At 66.0% G+C, this 16,854-nt stretch carries 14 protein-coding genes; 8 read left to right on the forward strand and 6 right to left on the reverse strand.

Annotated features, from left to right (window positions below; genetic code table 11):
* Positions 1 to 88: 88 nt before the first annotated feature.
* The 5 genes from ACUJB0_RS00340 to ACUJB0_RS00360 form a co-directional block, all read right to left on the reverse strand.
* Positions 89 to 1,528, reverse strand: a complete 1,440-nt coding sequence (locus ACUJB0_RS00340) for a catalase (protein WP_444843453.1) — start codon at positions 1,526 to 1,528, stop codon at positions 89 to 91.
* Positions 1,529 to 1,603: 75 nt separating this feature from the next.
* Complete coding sequence (locus ACUJB0_RS00345) at positions 1,604 to 2,929, reverse strand: chloride channel protein (protein ID WP_444843454.1); 1,326 nt, start codon at positions 2,927 to 2,929, stop codon at positions 1,604 to 1,606.
* A 63-nt stretch (positions 2,930 to 2,992) separates the two neighbouring features.
* Positions 2,993 to 3,517 carry an OmpA family protein gene (locus ACUJB0_RS00350; RefSeq protein WP_444843455.1) on the reverse strand — a complete coding sequence of 175 codons (525 nt, stop codon included), beginning with the start codon at positions 3,515 to 3,517 and terminating at the stop codon, positions 2,993 to 2,995.
* A 114-nt stretch (positions 3,518 to 3,631) separates the two neighbouring features.
* Complete coding sequence (locus ACUJB0_RS00355; protein ID WP_444843456.1) at positions 3,632 to 5,806, reverse strand: ATP-dependent helicase; 2,175 nt, start codon at positions 5,804 to 5,806, stop codon at positions 3,632 to 3,634.
* 3 nt (positions 5,807 to 5,809) lie between these two features.
* On the reverse strand, positions 5,810 to 6,943 hold the full coding sequence (locus ACUJB0_RS00360; protein ID WP_444843457.1) for a LacI family DNA-binding transcriptional regulator: 1,134 nt from the start codon (positions 6,941 to 6,943) through the stop codon (positions 5,810 to 5,812).
* Between the two features lie 191 nt (positions 6,944 to 7,134).
* Between ACUJB0_RS00360 and ACUJB0_RS00365 the strand changes: the two genes are divergently transcribed.
* The 7 genes from ACUJB0_RS00365 (at position 7,135) to ACUJB0_RS00395 (ending at position 14,210) form a co-directional block, all read left to right on the forward strand.
* Positions 7,135 to 8,385: an Hsp70 family protein gene (locus ACUJB0_RS00365; RefSeq protein ID WP_161086343.1), complete on the forward strand. Its 1,251-nt coding sequence runs from the start codon at positions 7,135 to 7,137 to the stop codon at positions 8,383 to 8,385.
* Between the two features lie 25 nt (positions 8,386 to 8,410).
* Positions 8,411 to 9,031 (forward strand): 3'-5' exonuclease, encoded by a 621-nt coding sequence (locus ACUJB0_RS00370; protein WP_117010486.1) that lies wholly within the window; start codon positions 8,411 to 8,413, stop codon positions 9,029 to 9,031.
* A 55-nt stretch (positions 9,032 to 9,086) separates the two neighbouring features.
* Positions 9,087 to 9,431 (forward strand): DUF2946 family protein, encoded by a 345-nt coding sequence (locus ACUJB0_RS00375; RefSeq protein ID WP_444843458.1) that lies wholly within the window; start codon positions 9,087 to 9,089, stop codon positions 9,429 to 9,431.
* 75 nt (positions 9,432 to 9,506) lie between these two features.
* Positions 9,507 to 11,024 (forward strand): hypothetical protein, encoded by a 1,518-nt coding sequence (locus tag ACUJB0_RS00380; protein WP_444843459.1) that lies wholly within the window; start codon positions 9,507 to 9,509, stop codon positions 11,022 to 11,024.
* Positions 11,025 to 11,033: 9 nt separating this feature from the next.
* Positions 11,034 to 11,939, forward strand: a complete 906-nt coding sequence (locus tag ACUJB0_RS00385) for a metal ABC transporter substrate-binding protein (protein ID WP_444843460.1) — start codon at positions 11,034 to 11,036, stop codon at positions 11,937 to 11,939.
* On the forward strand, positions 11,936 to 12,718 hold the full coding sequence (locus ACUJB0_RS00390) for a metal ABC transporter permease (protein WP_444843461.1): 783 nt from the start codon (positions 11,936 to 11,938) through the stop codon (positions 12,716 to 12,718). The genes ACUJB0_RS00385 and ACUJB0_RS00390 overlap by 4 nt, the downstream gene beginning before the upstream one ends.
* A 106-nt stretch (positions 12,719 to 12,824) precedes the next feature.
* Positions 12,825 to 14,210: a tetratricopeptide repeat protein gene (locus ACUJB0_RS00395; protein ID WP_444843462.1), complete on the forward strand. Its 1,386-nt coding sequence runs from the start codon at positions 12,825 to 12,827 to the stop codon at positions 14,208 to 14,210.
* A gap of 5 nt (positions 14,211 to 14,215) precedes the next feature.
* Here the strand turns inward: ACUJB0_RS00395 and ACUJB0_RS00400 are convergent, their stop codons facing one another.
* Positions 14,216 to 16,036: a GGDEF domain-containing protein gene (locus tag ACUJB0_RS00400; RefSeq protein WP_444843463.1), complete on the reverse strand. Its 1,821-nt coding sequence runs from the start codon at positions 16,034 to 16,036 to the stop codon at positions 14,216 to 14,218.
* A 164-nt stretch (positions 16,037 to 16,200) separates the two neighbouring features.
* Here ACUJB0_RS00400 and ACUJB0_RS00405 point away from each other — a divergent pair, with 164 nt between their 5' ends.
* A complete protein-coding gene (locus tag ACUJB0_RS00405; protein ID WP_444843464.1) occupies positions 16,201 to 16,845 on the forward strand; it encodes a methylamine utilization protein in 645 nt (214 codons plus the stop codon).
* Positions 16,846 to 16,854: the final 9 nt, after the last annotated feature.

A 16,854-nucleotide genomic window follows, 5' to 3' on the forward strand; every position in this document is an offset into this window, starting at 1 on the left:
GACAAGGCGAAGAAAAAGGGAGGGCATCGGAAAACGGGGCGACAAGGTGCCCCATTTTACCGATGTTTATTATTTGCGCAAGATTGATTTATTTACCTTCGAGGGCGCTGATCGCGGCCATCACGCCCGCGCCGTAGGCCGGATCGGCCTTCGTGCAGTGATCGATGTGCCGTTGCTGGATCGCCTTCGATACGCCGTGGATGGCGCGCGCCGTGTTCTCGAACAGCAGTTGCTTCTTCTCGGCCGTCAGGAGGCGGAACAGATTGCCCGGCTGCGAGTAGTAGTCGGTGTCGACGCGATGATCCCAGTGGCCGGCCGCGCCCTCCAGCGACAGCGGCGGTTCGGCGAACTGCGGCTGCTGCTGCCATTCGCCGTGGCTGTTCGGTTCATACGAGGTGCTGGCGCCGTGGTTGCCGTCGGTGCGCATGGCGCCGTCGCGGTGGTAGCTGTGGAACGGGCATTTCGGCGCGTTGACCGGAATCGCGTGATGGTTCACGCCCAGGCGGTAGCGGGCCGCGTCGCCATACGAGAACAGGCGCGATTGCAGCATGCGGTCCGGCGAGAAGCTGATGCCGGGGACCACGTTGGCCGGCGAGAAGGCCGACTGCTCGACCTCCGCGAAGTAGTTCTCCGGATTGCGGTTCAGTTCCAGCACGCCGACGTCGATCAGCGGATAGTCTTTGTGCGGCCAGACCCTGGTCAGGTCGAACGGGTTGTACGGCACCTTGGAGGCTTCGGCTTCCGGCATGATCTGCACCGCCAGCTTCCAGCGCGGGAAGTCCTTGTTCTCGATGGCGTCGAACAGGTCGCGCTGCGAGCTTTCGCGGTCGCGGCCCACCACTTCAGCCGCCTCGGCGTCGCTGAAGTTCTCGATGCCCTGCTGGCAGACGAAGTGGAACTTGACCCAGAAGCGCTCGTTCTTCGGGCTGATGAAGCTGAAGGTGTGGCTGCCGAAACCGTGCATGTGGCGGTAGCCTTTCGGGATGCCGCGATCGCTCATGACGATGGTGATCTGGTGCAGGGCTTCCGGCAGCAGGGTCCAGAAGTCCCAGTTGTTTTCGGCGCTGCGCAGATTGGTTTTCGGATCGCGCTTGACGGCGTGGTTCAGGTCCGGGAACTTGAGCGGATCGCGGAAGAAGAACACCGGCGTGTTGTTGCCGACCACGTCCCAGTTGCCTTGCTCGGTGTAGAACTTGACGGCGAAGCCGCGGATATCGCGTTCCGCGTCGGCCGCGCCACGCTCGCCGGCCACGGTGGAGAAGCGCATGAAGATGTCGGTCTTCTTGCCGACCTCGGAGAACAGCGCCGCGCGCGTGTACTGGCTGATGTCGTGGGTGACGGTGAAGGTGCCGAAGGCGCCCGAGCCCTTGGCGTGCATGCGGCGTTCCGGGATGACCTCGCGCGCGAAGTGGGCCAGCTTTTCAAGATGCCATACGTCCTGCAGCAGGGCCGGGCCGCGCGGGCCGGCGGTCTGGATGTTTTGATTGTCGACGACCGGCGCGCCGGCTGCGGTGGTGAGGTTCTTCATGGCGTTCCTTCAGCGGAGTTGAGGGTGAATGGAAAACGCCAGCATAACCAAGCGCGGCCCGCCGCGCAGCCCCCATTAGGGAGAGTGCGCCGCAGGAAGACGCAGCATCTGCGCCTGCGCCAGGGTCGGGTACAGCGGTGGACTGAGTACGCGCGCCACGGTGCGCGCCATCATGGCGCAGGCCATCAGGCTAAGCACCATCGCGTGGCCGTCCACCATCTCCATCACGATGATGAAGGAGGTCAGCGGCGCCTGGGTCGCCGCGGCCAGGAAGCCCACCATGCCCAGCGCGATCAGGGCGCTGGCCTGGGGATAGGCGAGTAACTGGGCGACGTCGTTGCCGAGCGCCGCGCCGATCGCCAGCGAGGGCGCGAAGATCCCGGCCGGTACGCCGGACCACGCGGTCAGCCACGTGGCGACGAATTTGAAGAAGAAAAAGATGGCGGGGCTGTGGCCGGAGCCGTCGATCATCGCCCGCGTGTGGCTGTAGCCGCTGCCGTTGACGGTGCCGCCCGACAGCAGGCCGATGCCGGCGATGGCCAAGCCGCAGCCGGCGGCGAAGATCACCGGCCAACGCAGCCGCATCCGGCTGAACCAGTCCGGCGAGGTTCCGCTCAGGGACGCCAGCAGCAGGCGCGAAAACAGGCCGCCCGCCAGGCCGCTCAGCAGCGTCACCAGCAGGCCTGGCATCACCAGCGACAGGTCGATGCCGGCGGCGTGGATCATGCCGAAGTAGGTGGCGTTGCCGTTGACCGAAACCGCCATCAGGCCGGCCAGCACGATGGCGGCCATCAGCAGGCCGCTGCTGCGCTGCTCGGGTGTGCGCGACAATTCCTCGATGGCGAACATGACGCCGGCCAGCGGCGTGTTGAAGGCGGCCGCGATGCCGGCCGCGCCGCCCGCCACCAGCAGCCCGTGGGCGGTGACGGCGCTGCGCTCCGGCAGCCAGCGGCGCGCGGCCAGCATGACGCCGGCCGCGACCTGCACCGATGGCCCCTCGCGGCCCAGCGACAGGCCGGCCAGGAAGCCGGCGGCGGTCAGCACCAATTTGGCGGCGCTGAGTTTGAGCGAAACGAATAAACCCAGTTGGTGGCTGGCGACGCTGGGTTCCAGTCCCGCCATCACCTGCGGGATGCCGGAACCGGCGGCGCCGGGCACGTAGCGGCGCGTCAGCCAGACGATGGCGGCGGTGGCCAGCGGTGTCCACAGCAGGGGCGCCCACCAGTACAGCGCGCACAGCGCCAGGAATTGTTCGAAGGCGTGCTCGGACAGCCAGGTAAAGCCGACCACCACCAGGCCGGCGAGGGCGGCGAACGCCACCACCAGGCTGCGTGAGCCCCAGACGCGCCAGTCGCTGAACTCCTTGCGGAAAGCGCGGCGGATATTGTGCTTGGTCTGCATATGTTGAAACCGGACGCCCAAATAAAAAACGCCCGGCTTGCGGCCGGGCGTTGAAGGGGATGCTTACTTGCTTGGGTAGACGATGTCTGCGCGGCGGTTCTGGGCGCGGGTGGCGTCGTCCTTGCCGGAGGCTTTTTCTTTACCGTAGCTGATGGCTTCCATCTGGCCGTCTTTCGCGCCTTGTACTTTCAGGGCGGTGATCACGGCTTGCGCGCGGCGCTGGCCCAGGGCCAGGTTGTACTCTGCGCCACCGCGTTCGTCGGTGTTGCCTTCGACTTTGACGGAGACGTTAGGGTTCGACGACAGGAACTTGCCGTGGTCGGCGACCAGGGCGTTGAACTCAGGCTTGACGTTGTACTTGTCGAAGTCGAAGAACACGCTGCGGTTCTTGTAGATCGAGCTGTTTGGATCCAGGTAGGCTGGCAGGGACGCGGCGACTGGCGCGGCCACTGGAGCTGGTGCTGGTGCCGGCGCGGCTTTGACTGGCTCTGGAGCCGGTGCTGGAGCGACGACTGGTGCTGGGGTGCTGCAAGCGCTCAGAACAGCCAGTGCGCAGGATGCCAGCAGGATTTTTTGTTGTGCTTTCATGGAATACTCCCGAAATAGTTCAATTGTTTTGGACTTGCATGGGGTGTGAGGCTTGGACACCAGCCGCGAGCGACATTATATAAGGGTTTCCCTCAGAAGTATTGGCTTGCTGCATTATTTTTTTATCCAAGACGAGAAAGGGGTCAAATCCTTGCCCGCTTCCACGTACCAGGCCCGGCGCGTGATGTCGAACTGGGCGCCCAGCGCCTTGACCTGGTCCTTCTCCTGATAGGTGGCGGTCAGGTACTGGCGCGCGGCCGGGGCGGCCAGCGGCGCGGCCGGCCTGGCCTGGTTGCGGGTGATGGCCGCCTCGGCCGCCGCCGCCGATTTCTGCAGGCGCATCTGCGCGATGAAGCCGCTGCGCAGCGCGACTTCGGCCGGCGAGAGCAGCGTCAGGCGCGCGCGGGCGCGGGTGGCGCCGACGTAGAACAGGTTTTCCTCCTCGGCTTTGGGCTGGGTCGGGTGCGGGAATTCGTCGGCCTGCAGGAAGGGCAGGATCACGTGCTCGAACTCCTTGCCCTTGGCGTTGGCCACGCATTCGATCAGCACCGCCTTGCGGTCGCGCTTGCGGCGCACGAAGGCTTCGCGCGCGTTGAGCGCGGCCCAGAACTCGGCCAGCGTGTGGCCGGAGGCGGCCGCCGCGTCGAGCAGGCCGGCCACCGATTTGTTGACCACGCCCGCCTCGTACGGCCGCACGAAGATGCGGCGCGCGGTCGCCACCAGCTTGACGCGCTCGCACACTTCCGTCAGCACTGCCGCCGCCGGCGTGGCCGGATCGACCTCCGACAGCCAGGCGATGGTTGCGATCACGGCCTGCTTGGTGGCCAGGCTGGCGACGTCGCGGTAGTTCGGCTCGTCGCCGTCGCGCTGCTCGTCGTCGATGTGGAACAGTTCTCCCAGCAGCGCCGGGTCCTTGATGATCTGAGCTTTGAAGTTGTCCATGCGCCGCGCCGAGAAGCGCATCTCGCTGAAGGCCAGCATGGCGTCGACGATGGCGGTGCGCACCTGTTCCGATTTGACGGCGCCGAAATCCTTCAGCGCGATCGCCAGCATCCCGCGCAGGAACAGGATCTCGTCGCGCTGCAGGTAGCCGGCCATGGCGGGCGTGCGGTAGTCGATGTCGGCCTCGATCAGCGCGTTCTCGATCGCCATCGACTGGTGGCGGTCGCGGATCAGGATGGCGCAGCCGTCGAGCGCGTGGCCGTCGGCCTTCCATAGCCGGATCGCGGCCACGGCCTGCTGCGCGCAGGCGGCGGTGCTGTCGTAGTGGGCGTGGCGGATCTCGGTGTGCAGCGGCAGGCTCGATTCGACTGGCTTCTGCTTGAACTCCGCCATCGCGTAGGCCAAGTGCGGACCGTGGCGGTAGGTGTAGGTCAGCGGGTAGCGCACCAGTTTGGGATAGTTCTGGCCGAAGCGGCGGTTCAGATATTCCTCGCTGGCGCCCAGCTTGGCGTGGATCACCTGGTCCTTGTCGCCGGCGCCGACGAAGAAGCACTGCGGCCTGGCGATCAGCGCGTCGAGGATCTGGAAGGCCGCCTCGTTCAGGTCGTGCAGCTCGTCGCACAGCACCAGCCGGTAGTCGGGGAAGTGCTCGGCCAGGCGCGCGCCCGCCTGCAGGTTGCAGGCCAGGTCGTAGGTGGCGTCGAACGGGCCGCGGAACACCGCGCCGGCGCCGCCGTCCAGGCGCAGGGTTTCGTATTCCACCGTGGTCAGGTAGTCGGTCAGCGGCACGCCCATTTGCTCGGCGATGTCCTCAAGGCCCATGTATTCGACGTCGGCGGCCAGCGCCATCGTCGCTTTCAGTTGCAGCTGCACGTCGAGGAACTGCGCCAGCGCGATGCTGTGGGTCTGCAGATCGAGGCCTTCCAGGCGGCCGGCGTAGCGCTCGGCCACGCGGTCGATCGCGGCCAGCGCGTAGTCCTTCAGCTGGCGCGCCTCGGCGCATTGCCGCAGGCCGTCGCCGTCGATGCTGTCGAGTTGGAACGCGGCGAAGTCCTCGAAGGTCAGCACCGCGACGCGGCTGGCCAGGGTGTGCGGTACGCCGACATCGAGCAGGCGCTGGCGCATGACGTCGCGCGCTTCCGGCGTGAAGGTCAGCGCCAGGATCTGTTCCGGCGCCAGCTTGCGCGCCAGCGCCTCGCCGATGCGCAGCGCCAGCGTGGTGGTCTTGGCGGCGCCGGCGTTGGCGTCCACCAGCACCACCTTGTGCTGCGCCAGCTGGATGGCGGTTTGCTCGGGTGTGGGAATCAGGCCTTGCGGGGTGAAGCGGGGAGGATTGGCATCGTTCATCCGCTACATTATAGCGACCGGCGTGCGGGTGCCGGTGACGGATGCCGTCGCTGTCGCCGTCGCGGGCGGCTTCGGGTGCAGGCGCGCGGTGGCGCCTTCGATGAACTGGGCGCTGAACAGGCGCCGTTCCACCAGCGTTTCGCGGCTGTCGATGACGGCGCACAGCAGGTTGGCGGCGGCGGCGGCCATCTTGGGCATGGGCTGGCGCAGCGTGGTCAGGTTGTAGCTCAGCCAGTTGGACGGCTCGACCGCGTCGAAACCGGCCACCGACAACTGGCCCGGCACGTCGATGCCCAGCTCATGGCGGGCGCAATCTAGGCAGCCGATGGCCATCACGTCGCTGCCGCACAGGATGACGTCCGGGACGCCGCCCATTTTCTCGATCAGCGCCTTGAGGCCGGAGGCGCCGCTGTCGTAGTCGTACTCGCCCGGCACGATGACCGGTGGCGGCAGGCCCAGCTCGGCCAGCCGTTCGCAGGCCCCGCGGCGGCGCTCGCCGGCCACGGTGGTGTCGGTGGTGCCGCCGATGATGCCGAAGCGGCGGTGGCCGGCGGCGGCCAGGCGCGAGACCAGCGTGCGGCCCGCTTCCAGATGGTCGCAGGTGACGGTGTTGACCGACTGGTTGCGCAGCGTGCGGTTGAACAGCACCAGCGGCATGCCGCGCCGTTCGAATTCGGCCACGTGTTCGTCGGACATGCGGGCGGCCACGATCACGCCGTCGACCTGAAACTGCCAGACGTCGTTCAAAACGCGGTCGACATCGGCCTCGCGCGCCAGCGGGAACAGCAGCACGCGCTTGCCCAGCGTGCTCAGATGCTGGCTCAGCTCGGCCAGCAGTTCCGGGTAGTAGAGATTGGACTTGTTGGTGATCAGCACCGCCACCATGTTGGAGCGGCGCGTGATCAGGCTGCGGGCGGCGGCGTTGGGGATGTAGTCCAGCAGCGCGGCGGCCTTCATCACCCGCGCGTGGGTGGACTTGGATACGCTGGCGCCGGGCTTGAAGCAGCGCGACACGGCCGATTGCGACACGCCGGCCACAATGGCCACGTCGTACGAGGTGACGCGGCGGGCTTCACGGGCGATGTTGGCTTTGTGTTCAGTCGCGCAGACTTGGATGGTCGGCTTGGTTTTGGTCATCGTCTCTGGCCTGCAGGCTGCGGCTTGCTTATTTATTAGTGAAACCAGCATAATCAAAATCTTACTCAAAAGCAATAATAATCGTTTTTCTTTCAAGAAATATTCAGTTAGGTGTGGCCTCCCTGCAATTTTTCCTGAGGGCGCGGGATTTCTGCTAAAATAACGCCCCTTTATTCACGTGAAGGGTCGACATGGCCAATGCTTGCGGCGTCGATTTTGGCACGTCAAATTCCACGGTGGGCTGGGTGCGTCCCGGACATCCGGTGATGTTGGAACTGGAAGAGGGTAAGACGACCTTGCCGTCGGTGGTTTTCTTCAACGCCGAGGACGAAGAAGTCACCTTCGGACGTGCGGCGCTGGCCGAATATCTGGCCGGCTACGAGGGGCGTTTGATGCGCTCCATGAAAAGTTTGCTCGGCACCAGCCTGATCGACGGCCAGACCGAGGTGGGCGGCCGCGCGCTGCCGTTCCGTACTTTGCTGTCGCAGTTCATCGGCGAGGTGAAGCGCCGCGCCGAGCAATCGGCCGGGCGCCAGTTCACGTCTGCCGTGTTCGGCCGTCCGGTGCACTTCATCGACGACAGCAAGGAAAACGACCAGCTGGCCGAGGACACGCTGGCCGAGGTGGCCCGTTCCGTCGGCTTCAAGGACATCGCCTTCCAGTTCGAGCCGATCGCGGCCGCGTTCGACTACGAGTCGCAGATCACGCGTGAAGAGCTGGTGCTGATCGCCGACATCGGCGGCGGTACCTCGGACTTTTCGCTGGTGCGCCTGTCGCCCGAGCGCGCGAAGAAGACCGAGCGCCGCGACGACATCCTGGCCAACGGCGGCGTGCACATCGGCGGTACCGACTTCGATAAATACCTGAGCCTGTCTTCCGTGATGCCGCTGCTGGGCTACGGCAGCCGCCTGCGCAACAACAGCGAGGTGCCGTCCAGCTACTTCTTCAACCTGGCGACCTGGCACACCATCAACCAGGCCTATACCAAGAAGATGTGGACCCAGCTGTCGGACCTGCTGCGCGATTCGGCCGAGCAGGAAAAGCTTGGCCGCCTGCAGAAGCTGATCGACCAGCGCGCCGGCCATTGGCTGGCGATGAAGTCGGAAGAGGGCAAGATCGCGCTGTCCGACGCGCCGAAGGTCACGCTGGAGCTGGACCGCCTGTCGCCGGCCGTGACGCTGGAGCTGTGCCGCGAACAGTTCGACGATGCCATCGGCCACCTGGTCGGCTCGGTCGAGAGTACAGTGCTGAGCCTGCTGCGCGACGCCGGCGTGGCGCCGGCCGACGTGGACACGGTGTTCTTCACCGGCGGATCGAGCGGCGTGCGCATGCTGCGCGAGCGCATCGGCGCGCTGGTGCCGTCGGCCCGCAAGGTCGAGGGCGACCTGTTCGGCAGCATCGGCGCCGGCCTGGCGCTGGATGCCGTGCGCAAGTTCGGCTAACTGTTCGGACAACTAAAGGACCACCATGCTCGACCAACCCATCGTCATGCTCGACTTCGAGACCACCGGCCTGTCGCCCGACATGGGCGACCGCATCACCGAGGTGGCGGCGTTGCGCATCGTCGGCGGCAAGGTGGTCGACCGCTATGTATCGCTCATTAACTGCAATGTGCGCATACCGTCCTTCATCACCGGCCTGACCGGCATCACGCAGGCCATGGTCGATGGCGCGCCGCCGGTATCGCGGGTGGTGCCGGAGCTGCTCGACTTCATCGGCGGCGATGCGCTGTCGGCCCACAACGCCAGTTTCGACGACAAGTTCCTGCGCGCCGAGGCGGCCCGGCTGGGCCTGACGCCAGGCTACCAGGCGCTGGTGTGTTCGCTGAAGCTGTCGCGGCGTGTGTTCCCCAAGCTGCCGAGCTACAAGCTGGGCACGCTGTCGGACCAGCTGGGCATCCGCTTCAAAAGCGCGGCCCACCGGGCCGAGTCCGATGCGGAGGTGGCGGCCGAGGTGCTGATCCATATCGGCAAGCACATCGGCTCGACCTACGGCCTGGCCGGCGTCGACACCTCGCTGCTGGTGGCGATCAACAAGCTGGCGGCCGCCAAAGTGCACGCCTTCCTCGAAAAACAAAAAGTGCGCTAAAAGTCTGTGGCTCGCATTACAATACCGGCACTGATGTATCGATAGTTGGTATTTTGTGAACATACGCCGCAACTTCTTCTATGTGCTGCTGTCGCTTCTGCTGGTGTTCTCCCAGCAGATGGGGTACTCGCACGCGCTGTCGCACGCTTCGGCCGCGACCGGCGTGGTGCAGGCCGCGCAGCAGGATGAGGATGCCAGCAGGATCACCAAGCTGGGGCTCGATCACAATTGCGCGCAATGCCTGGCGTTCGCGCAGATCGCCTCCGCCGCCGATACCCATTTCTATTCCTTCCCGCTGGCCGCCAGTACGTCGGTGGCCGTGGTCCGCACGCCGGCGCCGCTCGATTGCCAGCGCACCGTCTGCGGCTTCCGATCACGAGCGCCGCCCGTCCTGTCCTGATCGCACACCCCTGGTCCGTCGCCACTGCCGCTTGAGCAGGGGCGCGGTCTATCGTAGCTATCCACAGGAAATCACATGTTGAAACACAGCGTACTCGCGGCCGCCCTGAGCGCCGCCGTGGCGGCCCCGCAGGCCTATGCCGCGGATAAAAAAGAACAGAAAGAACTGGCCGCCATCCGCGCGGAGATTCGCGAAATGAAGGCGGCTTACGAGGCGCGCCTGCAAGCGATGGAGGAGCGCCTGCAGCAGGCGCAATCGGACAGCGCCGCAGCCAAGGCGCAGCTCGCCACGATGAGCGGCGGCGCGCCGGCCGCCGGCGCGGGCTCGCCCGCAACGTCTGGCGCTGGCGCCCCGGCCGCCGCGCTCGCCACGTCCGCGACGCCGACCACCCCCGCGCCGGCCTACGTCGAGTCGCCCGCCGCGCCAGTCGCGACGGCCTCCGCCGGTGGCGTCAACCCGGCCAGCAACCTGTTCAATCCGAACATCTCGATGATCCTGGGCGGCACGCTGCAGAACCTGAAGCAGGATCCGTCCCAGTACCGCCTGCAAGGCTTCGCGCCGAGCGGCGGCGAGGTCGGCCCTGGCAAGCGTGGCTTCAGCCTGGGCGAATCCGAGCTGACCATGGCGGCCAACATCGATCCGCAATTCGCCGGCCAGCTGACCTTCTCGCTGAGCGGCGAGAACGAGGTCAGCGTCGAAGAAGCGTTTATCCAGACGCGCGCGATGGAGAACGGCCTGAACATCAAGGCCGGCCGCTTCCTGTCGGCCATCGGCTACCTGAACGGCCAGCACGCCCACACCTGGGACTTCGTCGACGCGCCGCTGGCGTACCAGGCCTTCCTCGGCGGCCAGTACAAGCCGGACGGCGTGCAGGCCAAGTGGCTGGCGCCGCTCGACCAGTTCCTGGAAATCGGCGCCGAGGCCGGCAGCGGCGCGGCCTTCCCCGGCAACGACCGCAACAAGAACGGCGCCGGCGCCGTCAGCGTGTTCGCCCACATCGGCGACGATATCGGCGCATCGTCCAGCTACCGCGCCGGCCTGTCCTACCTGCACACCGCCGCCGAAAAGCGCGCCTACGAGGACGAGGGCCTGACCAACAACTTCAGCGGCAAGTCCAACACCTGGATCGCCGACGCGATCTACAAATGGGCGCCGAACGGCAACCCGACCAACACCAACTTCAAGCTGCAGGGCGAGTACTTCCGCCGCAAGGAAACCGGCACGCTGAACTACGCGGTCGATACCGACGCGGCGGCCAGCGGCGATTATCGCAGCGTGCAGTCGGGCTGGTACCTGCAAGGGGTCTACCAGTTCATGCCGACCTGGCGCGCGGGCCTGCGCTACGACCGGCTGTCGTCCGGCTCGCCGCGCATCGGCCTGATCGACAGCGGCGCGCTGGCCTGGGCCAACCTGCCGATACTGCAAGCCTATGATCCCAAGCGCACCAGCTTCATGGTGGACTACAGCCCGTCCGAATTTTCGCGCCTGCGCCTGCAATTGGCGCGCGACCAGTCCCGTCCCGGCGTGACCGACAACCAGATTTTCCTTCAATACATCATGAGCCTGGGCACGCACGCGGCCCACTCGTTCTAAGGAGCAGGCATGAAACGCACACTCAAACATCTGCTGATCGCCGCCGCCTGCGTGGCGGCCACCTCGGCCCACGCGGCCGTCAACGTCCTGGCCTGCGAGCCGGAATGGGAAGCGCTAACCACCGAGCTCGGCGGCGACAAGGTCAAGGTCTCCAGCGCCACCAACGCGCTGCAGGATCCGCACCGCATCGAGGCGCGGCCGAGCCTGATCGCGCGCACCCGCAACGCCAACCTGCTGGTGTGCACCGGACTGGAGCTGGAGGTGGGCTGGCTGCCGGTGCTGATCCAGCAATCGGGCAACAGCAAGATCGCCGCCGGCCAGCCCGGCAACTTTGAGGCGGGCGCCTTCGTGCCGCGCCTCGACGTGCCGGGCAAGGTCGACCGCAGCGAAGGCGATGTGCATGCCGCCGGCAATCCGCACATCCAGCAGAACCCGCACAACATCGCGCTGGTGGCCGTGGCACTGGCCAAGCGCCTGGCCGAGCTGGACCCGTCCAACGCCGCCTACTACCAGGCGCGGCAGAAGGACTTCGCGGCGCGCTGGGATGCGGCCATGCTCAAGTGGGAGAAGCAGGCCGCGCCGCTGAAAGGCGTGGCCGTGGTCGAGCACCACAAGAACATGGAGTACCTGATGGGCTGGCTCGGCATGCATCAGGTCGGAACGCTGGAACCCAAGCCGGGCGTGGAGCCGAGCGCTGCCCATCTGTCCGAGCTGCTGTCGCAGTTGCAGCGCGCGCCGGCCAAGATGGTGATACGCGCCGCCTACCAGGATGGCCGCGCATCGCAGTGGCTGTCCGAGCACGCGAAGATACCGGCGGTGGTGCTGCCGTTCTCGGTGGGCGGCGACGACAAGAGCAAGGACTTGTTCGGCCTGTTCGATTCGACTGTACAACGCCTGATGGATGCCAATAAATGAACGCTGAATCGCTCGATCTGATGATCATCGCGCCGGCGCTGCTGGCTGGCCTGCTGGTGTTGCTGACCCACGTGCCGCTCGGCGCGCAGGTGCTCAAGCGCGGCATCGTGTTTATCGATCTGGCGATCGCGCAAATCGCCGCACTGGGCGTGATCGTCGCCGGTGCCGCCGAGCTCGATCCGCAGAGTTGGGCGGTGCAGGCGGCCGCCGCTGCCGCGGCCGTGTGCGGCGCGCTGTTGCTGACCTGGACCGAGAAGCGCTGGCCGGAAGTGCAGGAGGCGCAGATCGGCGTGATGTTCATCCTGGCCGCGACGGCGGGCTTGCTGCTGGTGGCGCACAACCCGCACGGCGGCGAGCATTTGCAGGACCTGCTTGCCGGACAGATCCTGTGGGTGCGTTACGACCAGCTGCTGCTGCCTGCGGTCGGCACGGTGGTGATCTGTGGGCTGCTGTACTTCCTGCGTGAACGCCTGAGCCGGCTTGGCTTCTACCTGATCTTCGCGCTGGCCGTGACGGCGTCGGTGCAGCTGGTGGGCGTGTACCTGGTGTTCACCAGCCTCATCGTGCCGGGCCTGGCGGTGCGCCATTATGTCGGCAAGAAACGGCTGGTGCTGGCGTATCTGATCGGCGCGGCGGGGTATGCCAGCGGGCTGGTGTTGTCCACGCTCTACGATCTGCCATCGGGCGCGCTAATCGTTTGGTGCCTGACGGTATTGGCGATTGTGGTGTACGCGTTCGGTCCGAAACCCGACGGCACGCGCCGGGCCGCGCACCACTAAAAACGATAACATTTTATCATGGTCCGTTTGAGCGCGGTCAAACTCTGGCCGGGACCGCGTTTTACACTTTAACCAACAATGTTGTGGTGTTGGCCAGAGGTGTACCATGAAGAATCAAAGCTCGGCACGGGCAGGTTACGACACCTTTTTATGGTACCGGGAGGCGGCTGAGCGCGGCAATCCCTACGCGCAGTTCAATCTGGCCTTGGTCTATAAAAAAGGGCAGGACGTCGCGCGCGACGAAGTGCGCGCCTTCTACTGGATGCTCAAGGCCGCCCAGCAGGGCCTGGCCTTCGCGCAGAATCACCTGGGCGTGATGTACTACAACGGCCGCGGCGTCGCCAGCAACGACAAGGAAGCCGTGCGCTGGTTTCGCGCCGCCGCGCTGCAGGGCGAAGTCTCGGCCCAGCAAAACCTCGGGCAGATGTACAAGAAAGGGCGCGGCGTGGCCCGCAACGACGAGACCGCCGTGTCGTGGTTCTACCGCGCCTCCGAGCAGGGCGTCGCCAGCGCGCAGACGCTGCTGGGCGAGGCCTACGTCCACGGCACCGGCGTGCGGCGCAACTACCCGTTGGCGCTGGCCTGGTTTCGCAAGGCGGCGCTGCAAAACGATGCCAGCGCCCAGCTCAATCTCGGTTTGATGTACAAGCACGGCCACGGCGTGGCGCGCAACGATGCGCAGGCGCTGGCGTGGTTCAAGCAGGCGGCGGCGCAGGAATGCGCGGTGGCCCAGCGGCTGGTGGGCGTGGCCTACGCGGAGGGGCAGGGCGTGCCGGCCGATCCCTTGCGCGCCTACGCGTGGCTGGTGCGCGCTGCCGAGCAGGAGGACGCGGACGCGCAATTCAACCTCGGCATCATGCTGGCCAACGGCAAGGGCGTGGAGCGCGACGACGAGCTCGCCTTCACGTGGTATCGCCGCGCGGCCGAGTCCGGTCATATGCTGGCCCAGTACAACCTCGGCGGCATGTATGCGCGCGGACGCGGCGTGGCGCGCGACGACCAGCGGGCGCTGGAGTGGTACCGCATGGCGGCCGAGCAGGGCGCGCCCAATGCCCAGTTCAACGTCGGCGTCATGTACGCCAACGGCCACGGCGTGGCCAAGGACGAGGCGCGTGCGGTGGCGTGGTATCGCTGCGCGGCCGAGCAGGGCGACGCCAGCGCGCAAAACAACCTGGGCGTGATGTATGCCAACGGCCTGGGCGTGGAGCGCGACGAGGAGGTGGCCGTGAGCTGGTACGGCAAGGCCGCCGAGCAGGGCCATGCGCTGGCGCAGTTCAACCTGGGCGGCATGTACGGCAGCGGGCGCGGCGTCGCGCGCGACGATCAGAAGTCCTGCATGTGGCTGACCTTGGCGGCCGAGGCCGGCGAACTGGCCGCCGCCAGCAACCGCAAGAATGCCGAACTGGACCTGACGCCGCAGGCGAGGGAAGTGGCGGCCGCGTCGGCCCAGCGCTGGCGCGCCGCGCACGCCACGCGCGCGCGGCCGGTGTGACCGCGTCAGGCCGTTTGCTGGCGGCGGTCCATGAACAGGCTGTTGCCGTGGATCTTCTTGGCCTGTTTCTTCGACTCCGCGGCGGCGGTGGCGATCTGATGATGCGTGTGGTACTTGTGCGGATCGACCTTGATCGCGCCTATCGATAAGCTCATCAGCGAGTAAAACACCTTCTTGCCCTGGCGGTCCTCGCTGAGGTAGCCGCCGCGCTCGCGGTCCTCGATGCTGTAGAAATCCAGCACATGCCGGCCGAACTCCTGCAGGATGACGTTGCAGCGCGCCTCCCAATCCTCGCTCTGGAACAGCACCATGAAGTCGTCGCCGCCGATGTGGCCGACGAAATCGCGGTCGGCGTCGGTGCGCTCGGCCAGCAGCTTGCCGGTCAGCTGGATCACATCGTCGCCACGGCGGTAGCCGTACACGTCGTTGAACGGCTTGAAATGGTCGAGGTCGAAATAGCAAACCCAGAAGCGTGCGCCGCTTTCCAGCAGCCGGTCAATGTGCTCGTTGATCGGCACATTGCCCGGCAACTGCGTCAGCGGATTGGCGTAGCGGGCGGCGGTGATCTGCATCTGCGTGATCTCGCGCATCAGGTCGTGGCCGGTACCCATGCCCAAGTAGCGGCCCTGGTCGGTGATGATGAAGCCGTTGAACAGCTGATGGGCGTCGGCCTGCGCCATGCGGAAGCTCAGGTCCTGCAGGCTGGTGTCCTTGTCGGCGATCAGCGCCTGGCTGTCCATGAACTGCTTGCAGGACTTCTTGCCGTACAGCTCGCGCTGGTAGGGCCGGGCGAAGTGGTCGATCATGTCGAAGCGGCTGATCAGGCCCAGCGGCATGCCGTCGTCCACCACCGGGATGATCAGCAGCTTGGGCTGGCGCACGAAGATCTCGTAGACCTCGTTGTTGCTCAGGCTGGACGGCACCGCCTCCACCTGATGCAGCAGCTTGGAGATGCTGGCGCCGTGCTTCTCGGCGCCGCGCTGCGGGTAGACCGCCACGCCGTGGCGCGCCAGCGCCTTGACCACCTCGGCTGGCGCCGTCCGGGCGGGCTGGGCGTGCGGCCGGCCCAAGTGGTAGCCCTGGCCGAAGGCGACGCCGACATCGCGCAGCACCAGCAGCTCGGCCTGGGTCTCGATGCCCTCGGCGATCACCAGCGTGTCGGACTTGTCCGCGATCTCCTGGATCGAGCGCACGAATTGCAGCTTGACCGGGTCGTGGTTGATGCCCTGAATGAAATGCATGTCGATCTTGACGTACTCGGGCCGCAGCTCCGACCACAGCCGCAGGCTGGAGAAGCCCTCGCCCAGGTCGTCGATGGCGATCTGGAAGCCCATGTTGCGGTAGTGGAGCACCGCGTCGCGCATCAGCTCGTAGTCGTAGGTCGGCTGGTTTTCGGTCAGTTCGATGATGACCCGGTCCGGGTTGATGCCGATCTGGTGGATGTACTCCAGCGTCTCGCCGTGGCGCGCATCGCGCTGCAGCAGGCATTCCGGGCTGACGTTGAGGAACAGCTTGCCCGGCAGGCCGAGCTCGGCGAAGCGCTCCAGCACCACGCGCCGGCACAGGTGTTCGACCTCGACCGTGAGCCCGTTGGCGCGCGCCACCTTGAACAGATTCATCGGCGCGTGCAGCGGGCTGTCGGACGGCCCACGTATCAAGCCCTCGTAGGCGATGATCTCGCCGCTTTGCATGTGGATGATGGGCTGGAACAGCGCGCTGAGCTGGCGGCGCACCAGGATGTCGAACAGGTGGGCGCGCAGCACCGCCTCCTCATCCTCGGCCTTGGGCTGAAGATAGCTGATGTTGGAGCTGAGTACGGAGTTCACGGTGAGCTTGGCCAAGTCGGTTTAACGGCTCGATATTAGTGTCTTTTTGTGACCGGTTGATGACTAGTGGAAATATTTTGCGGCAAACTGGCAAAAAGCGCTCCGTGGATCTTTTTCCAGGCGCTACAATCGGAGCTCAACCTTAAAACAAGACCAGGCCCGCCATGCTCCGTGTAGTCATCCGCCAGACCGTATTCCCCCTGATGCTGCTGAGCGCGGCCAGCGCGGGCGCCACCGGCGTCACCGTGCTGGTGCAGGACGCCGGCGGCAAGGCGCTGGCCGACACCGTGGTCTACGTGGAGCCGGAAAGCGGCCAAGCCACCGGCCGCGCGCCGGCGACGGCGGAAATCGAGCAGAAGGGCTTGAAGTTCCTGCCGCTGGTCACCGTGGTCCAGACCGGCGCCAAAATCTTCTTCCCGAATAACGACAAGGTCCGGCACCACATCTATTCGTTCTCGCCGGCCCACAAGTTCGACCAGAAGCTGTATTCCGGCCAGTCGGCCACGCCGCAGGTGTTCGACAAGGCAGGCACGGTGGTCCTGGGCTGCAATATCCACGACAAGATGCTGGCCTACGTGAAGGTGGTCGACACGCCTTACTTCGCCAAGACCGACGCCGCCGGCGCCGCACGCATCGAGCTGCCGGCCGGCGGCAAGTACGTGGTCAAGGCCTGGCACTACAACACTGTCGGCGGCGCCACGCCGGAACAGCTGGTGACGGTGAAGGCGGGCGACGCGCCGGCCAGCGCCGCCTTCAAGCTGCCGATGAAACCGACGGTGGCCGACGACGCCTCGTCGACCACTCTTTAAGGGACAGCC

It is taken from the genome of Duganella caerulea, from assembly GCF_040362985.1.
Lineage (GTDB): Bacteria > Pseudomonadota > Gammaproteobacteria > Burkholderiales > Burkholderiaceae_D > Rugamonas > Rugamonas vulcania.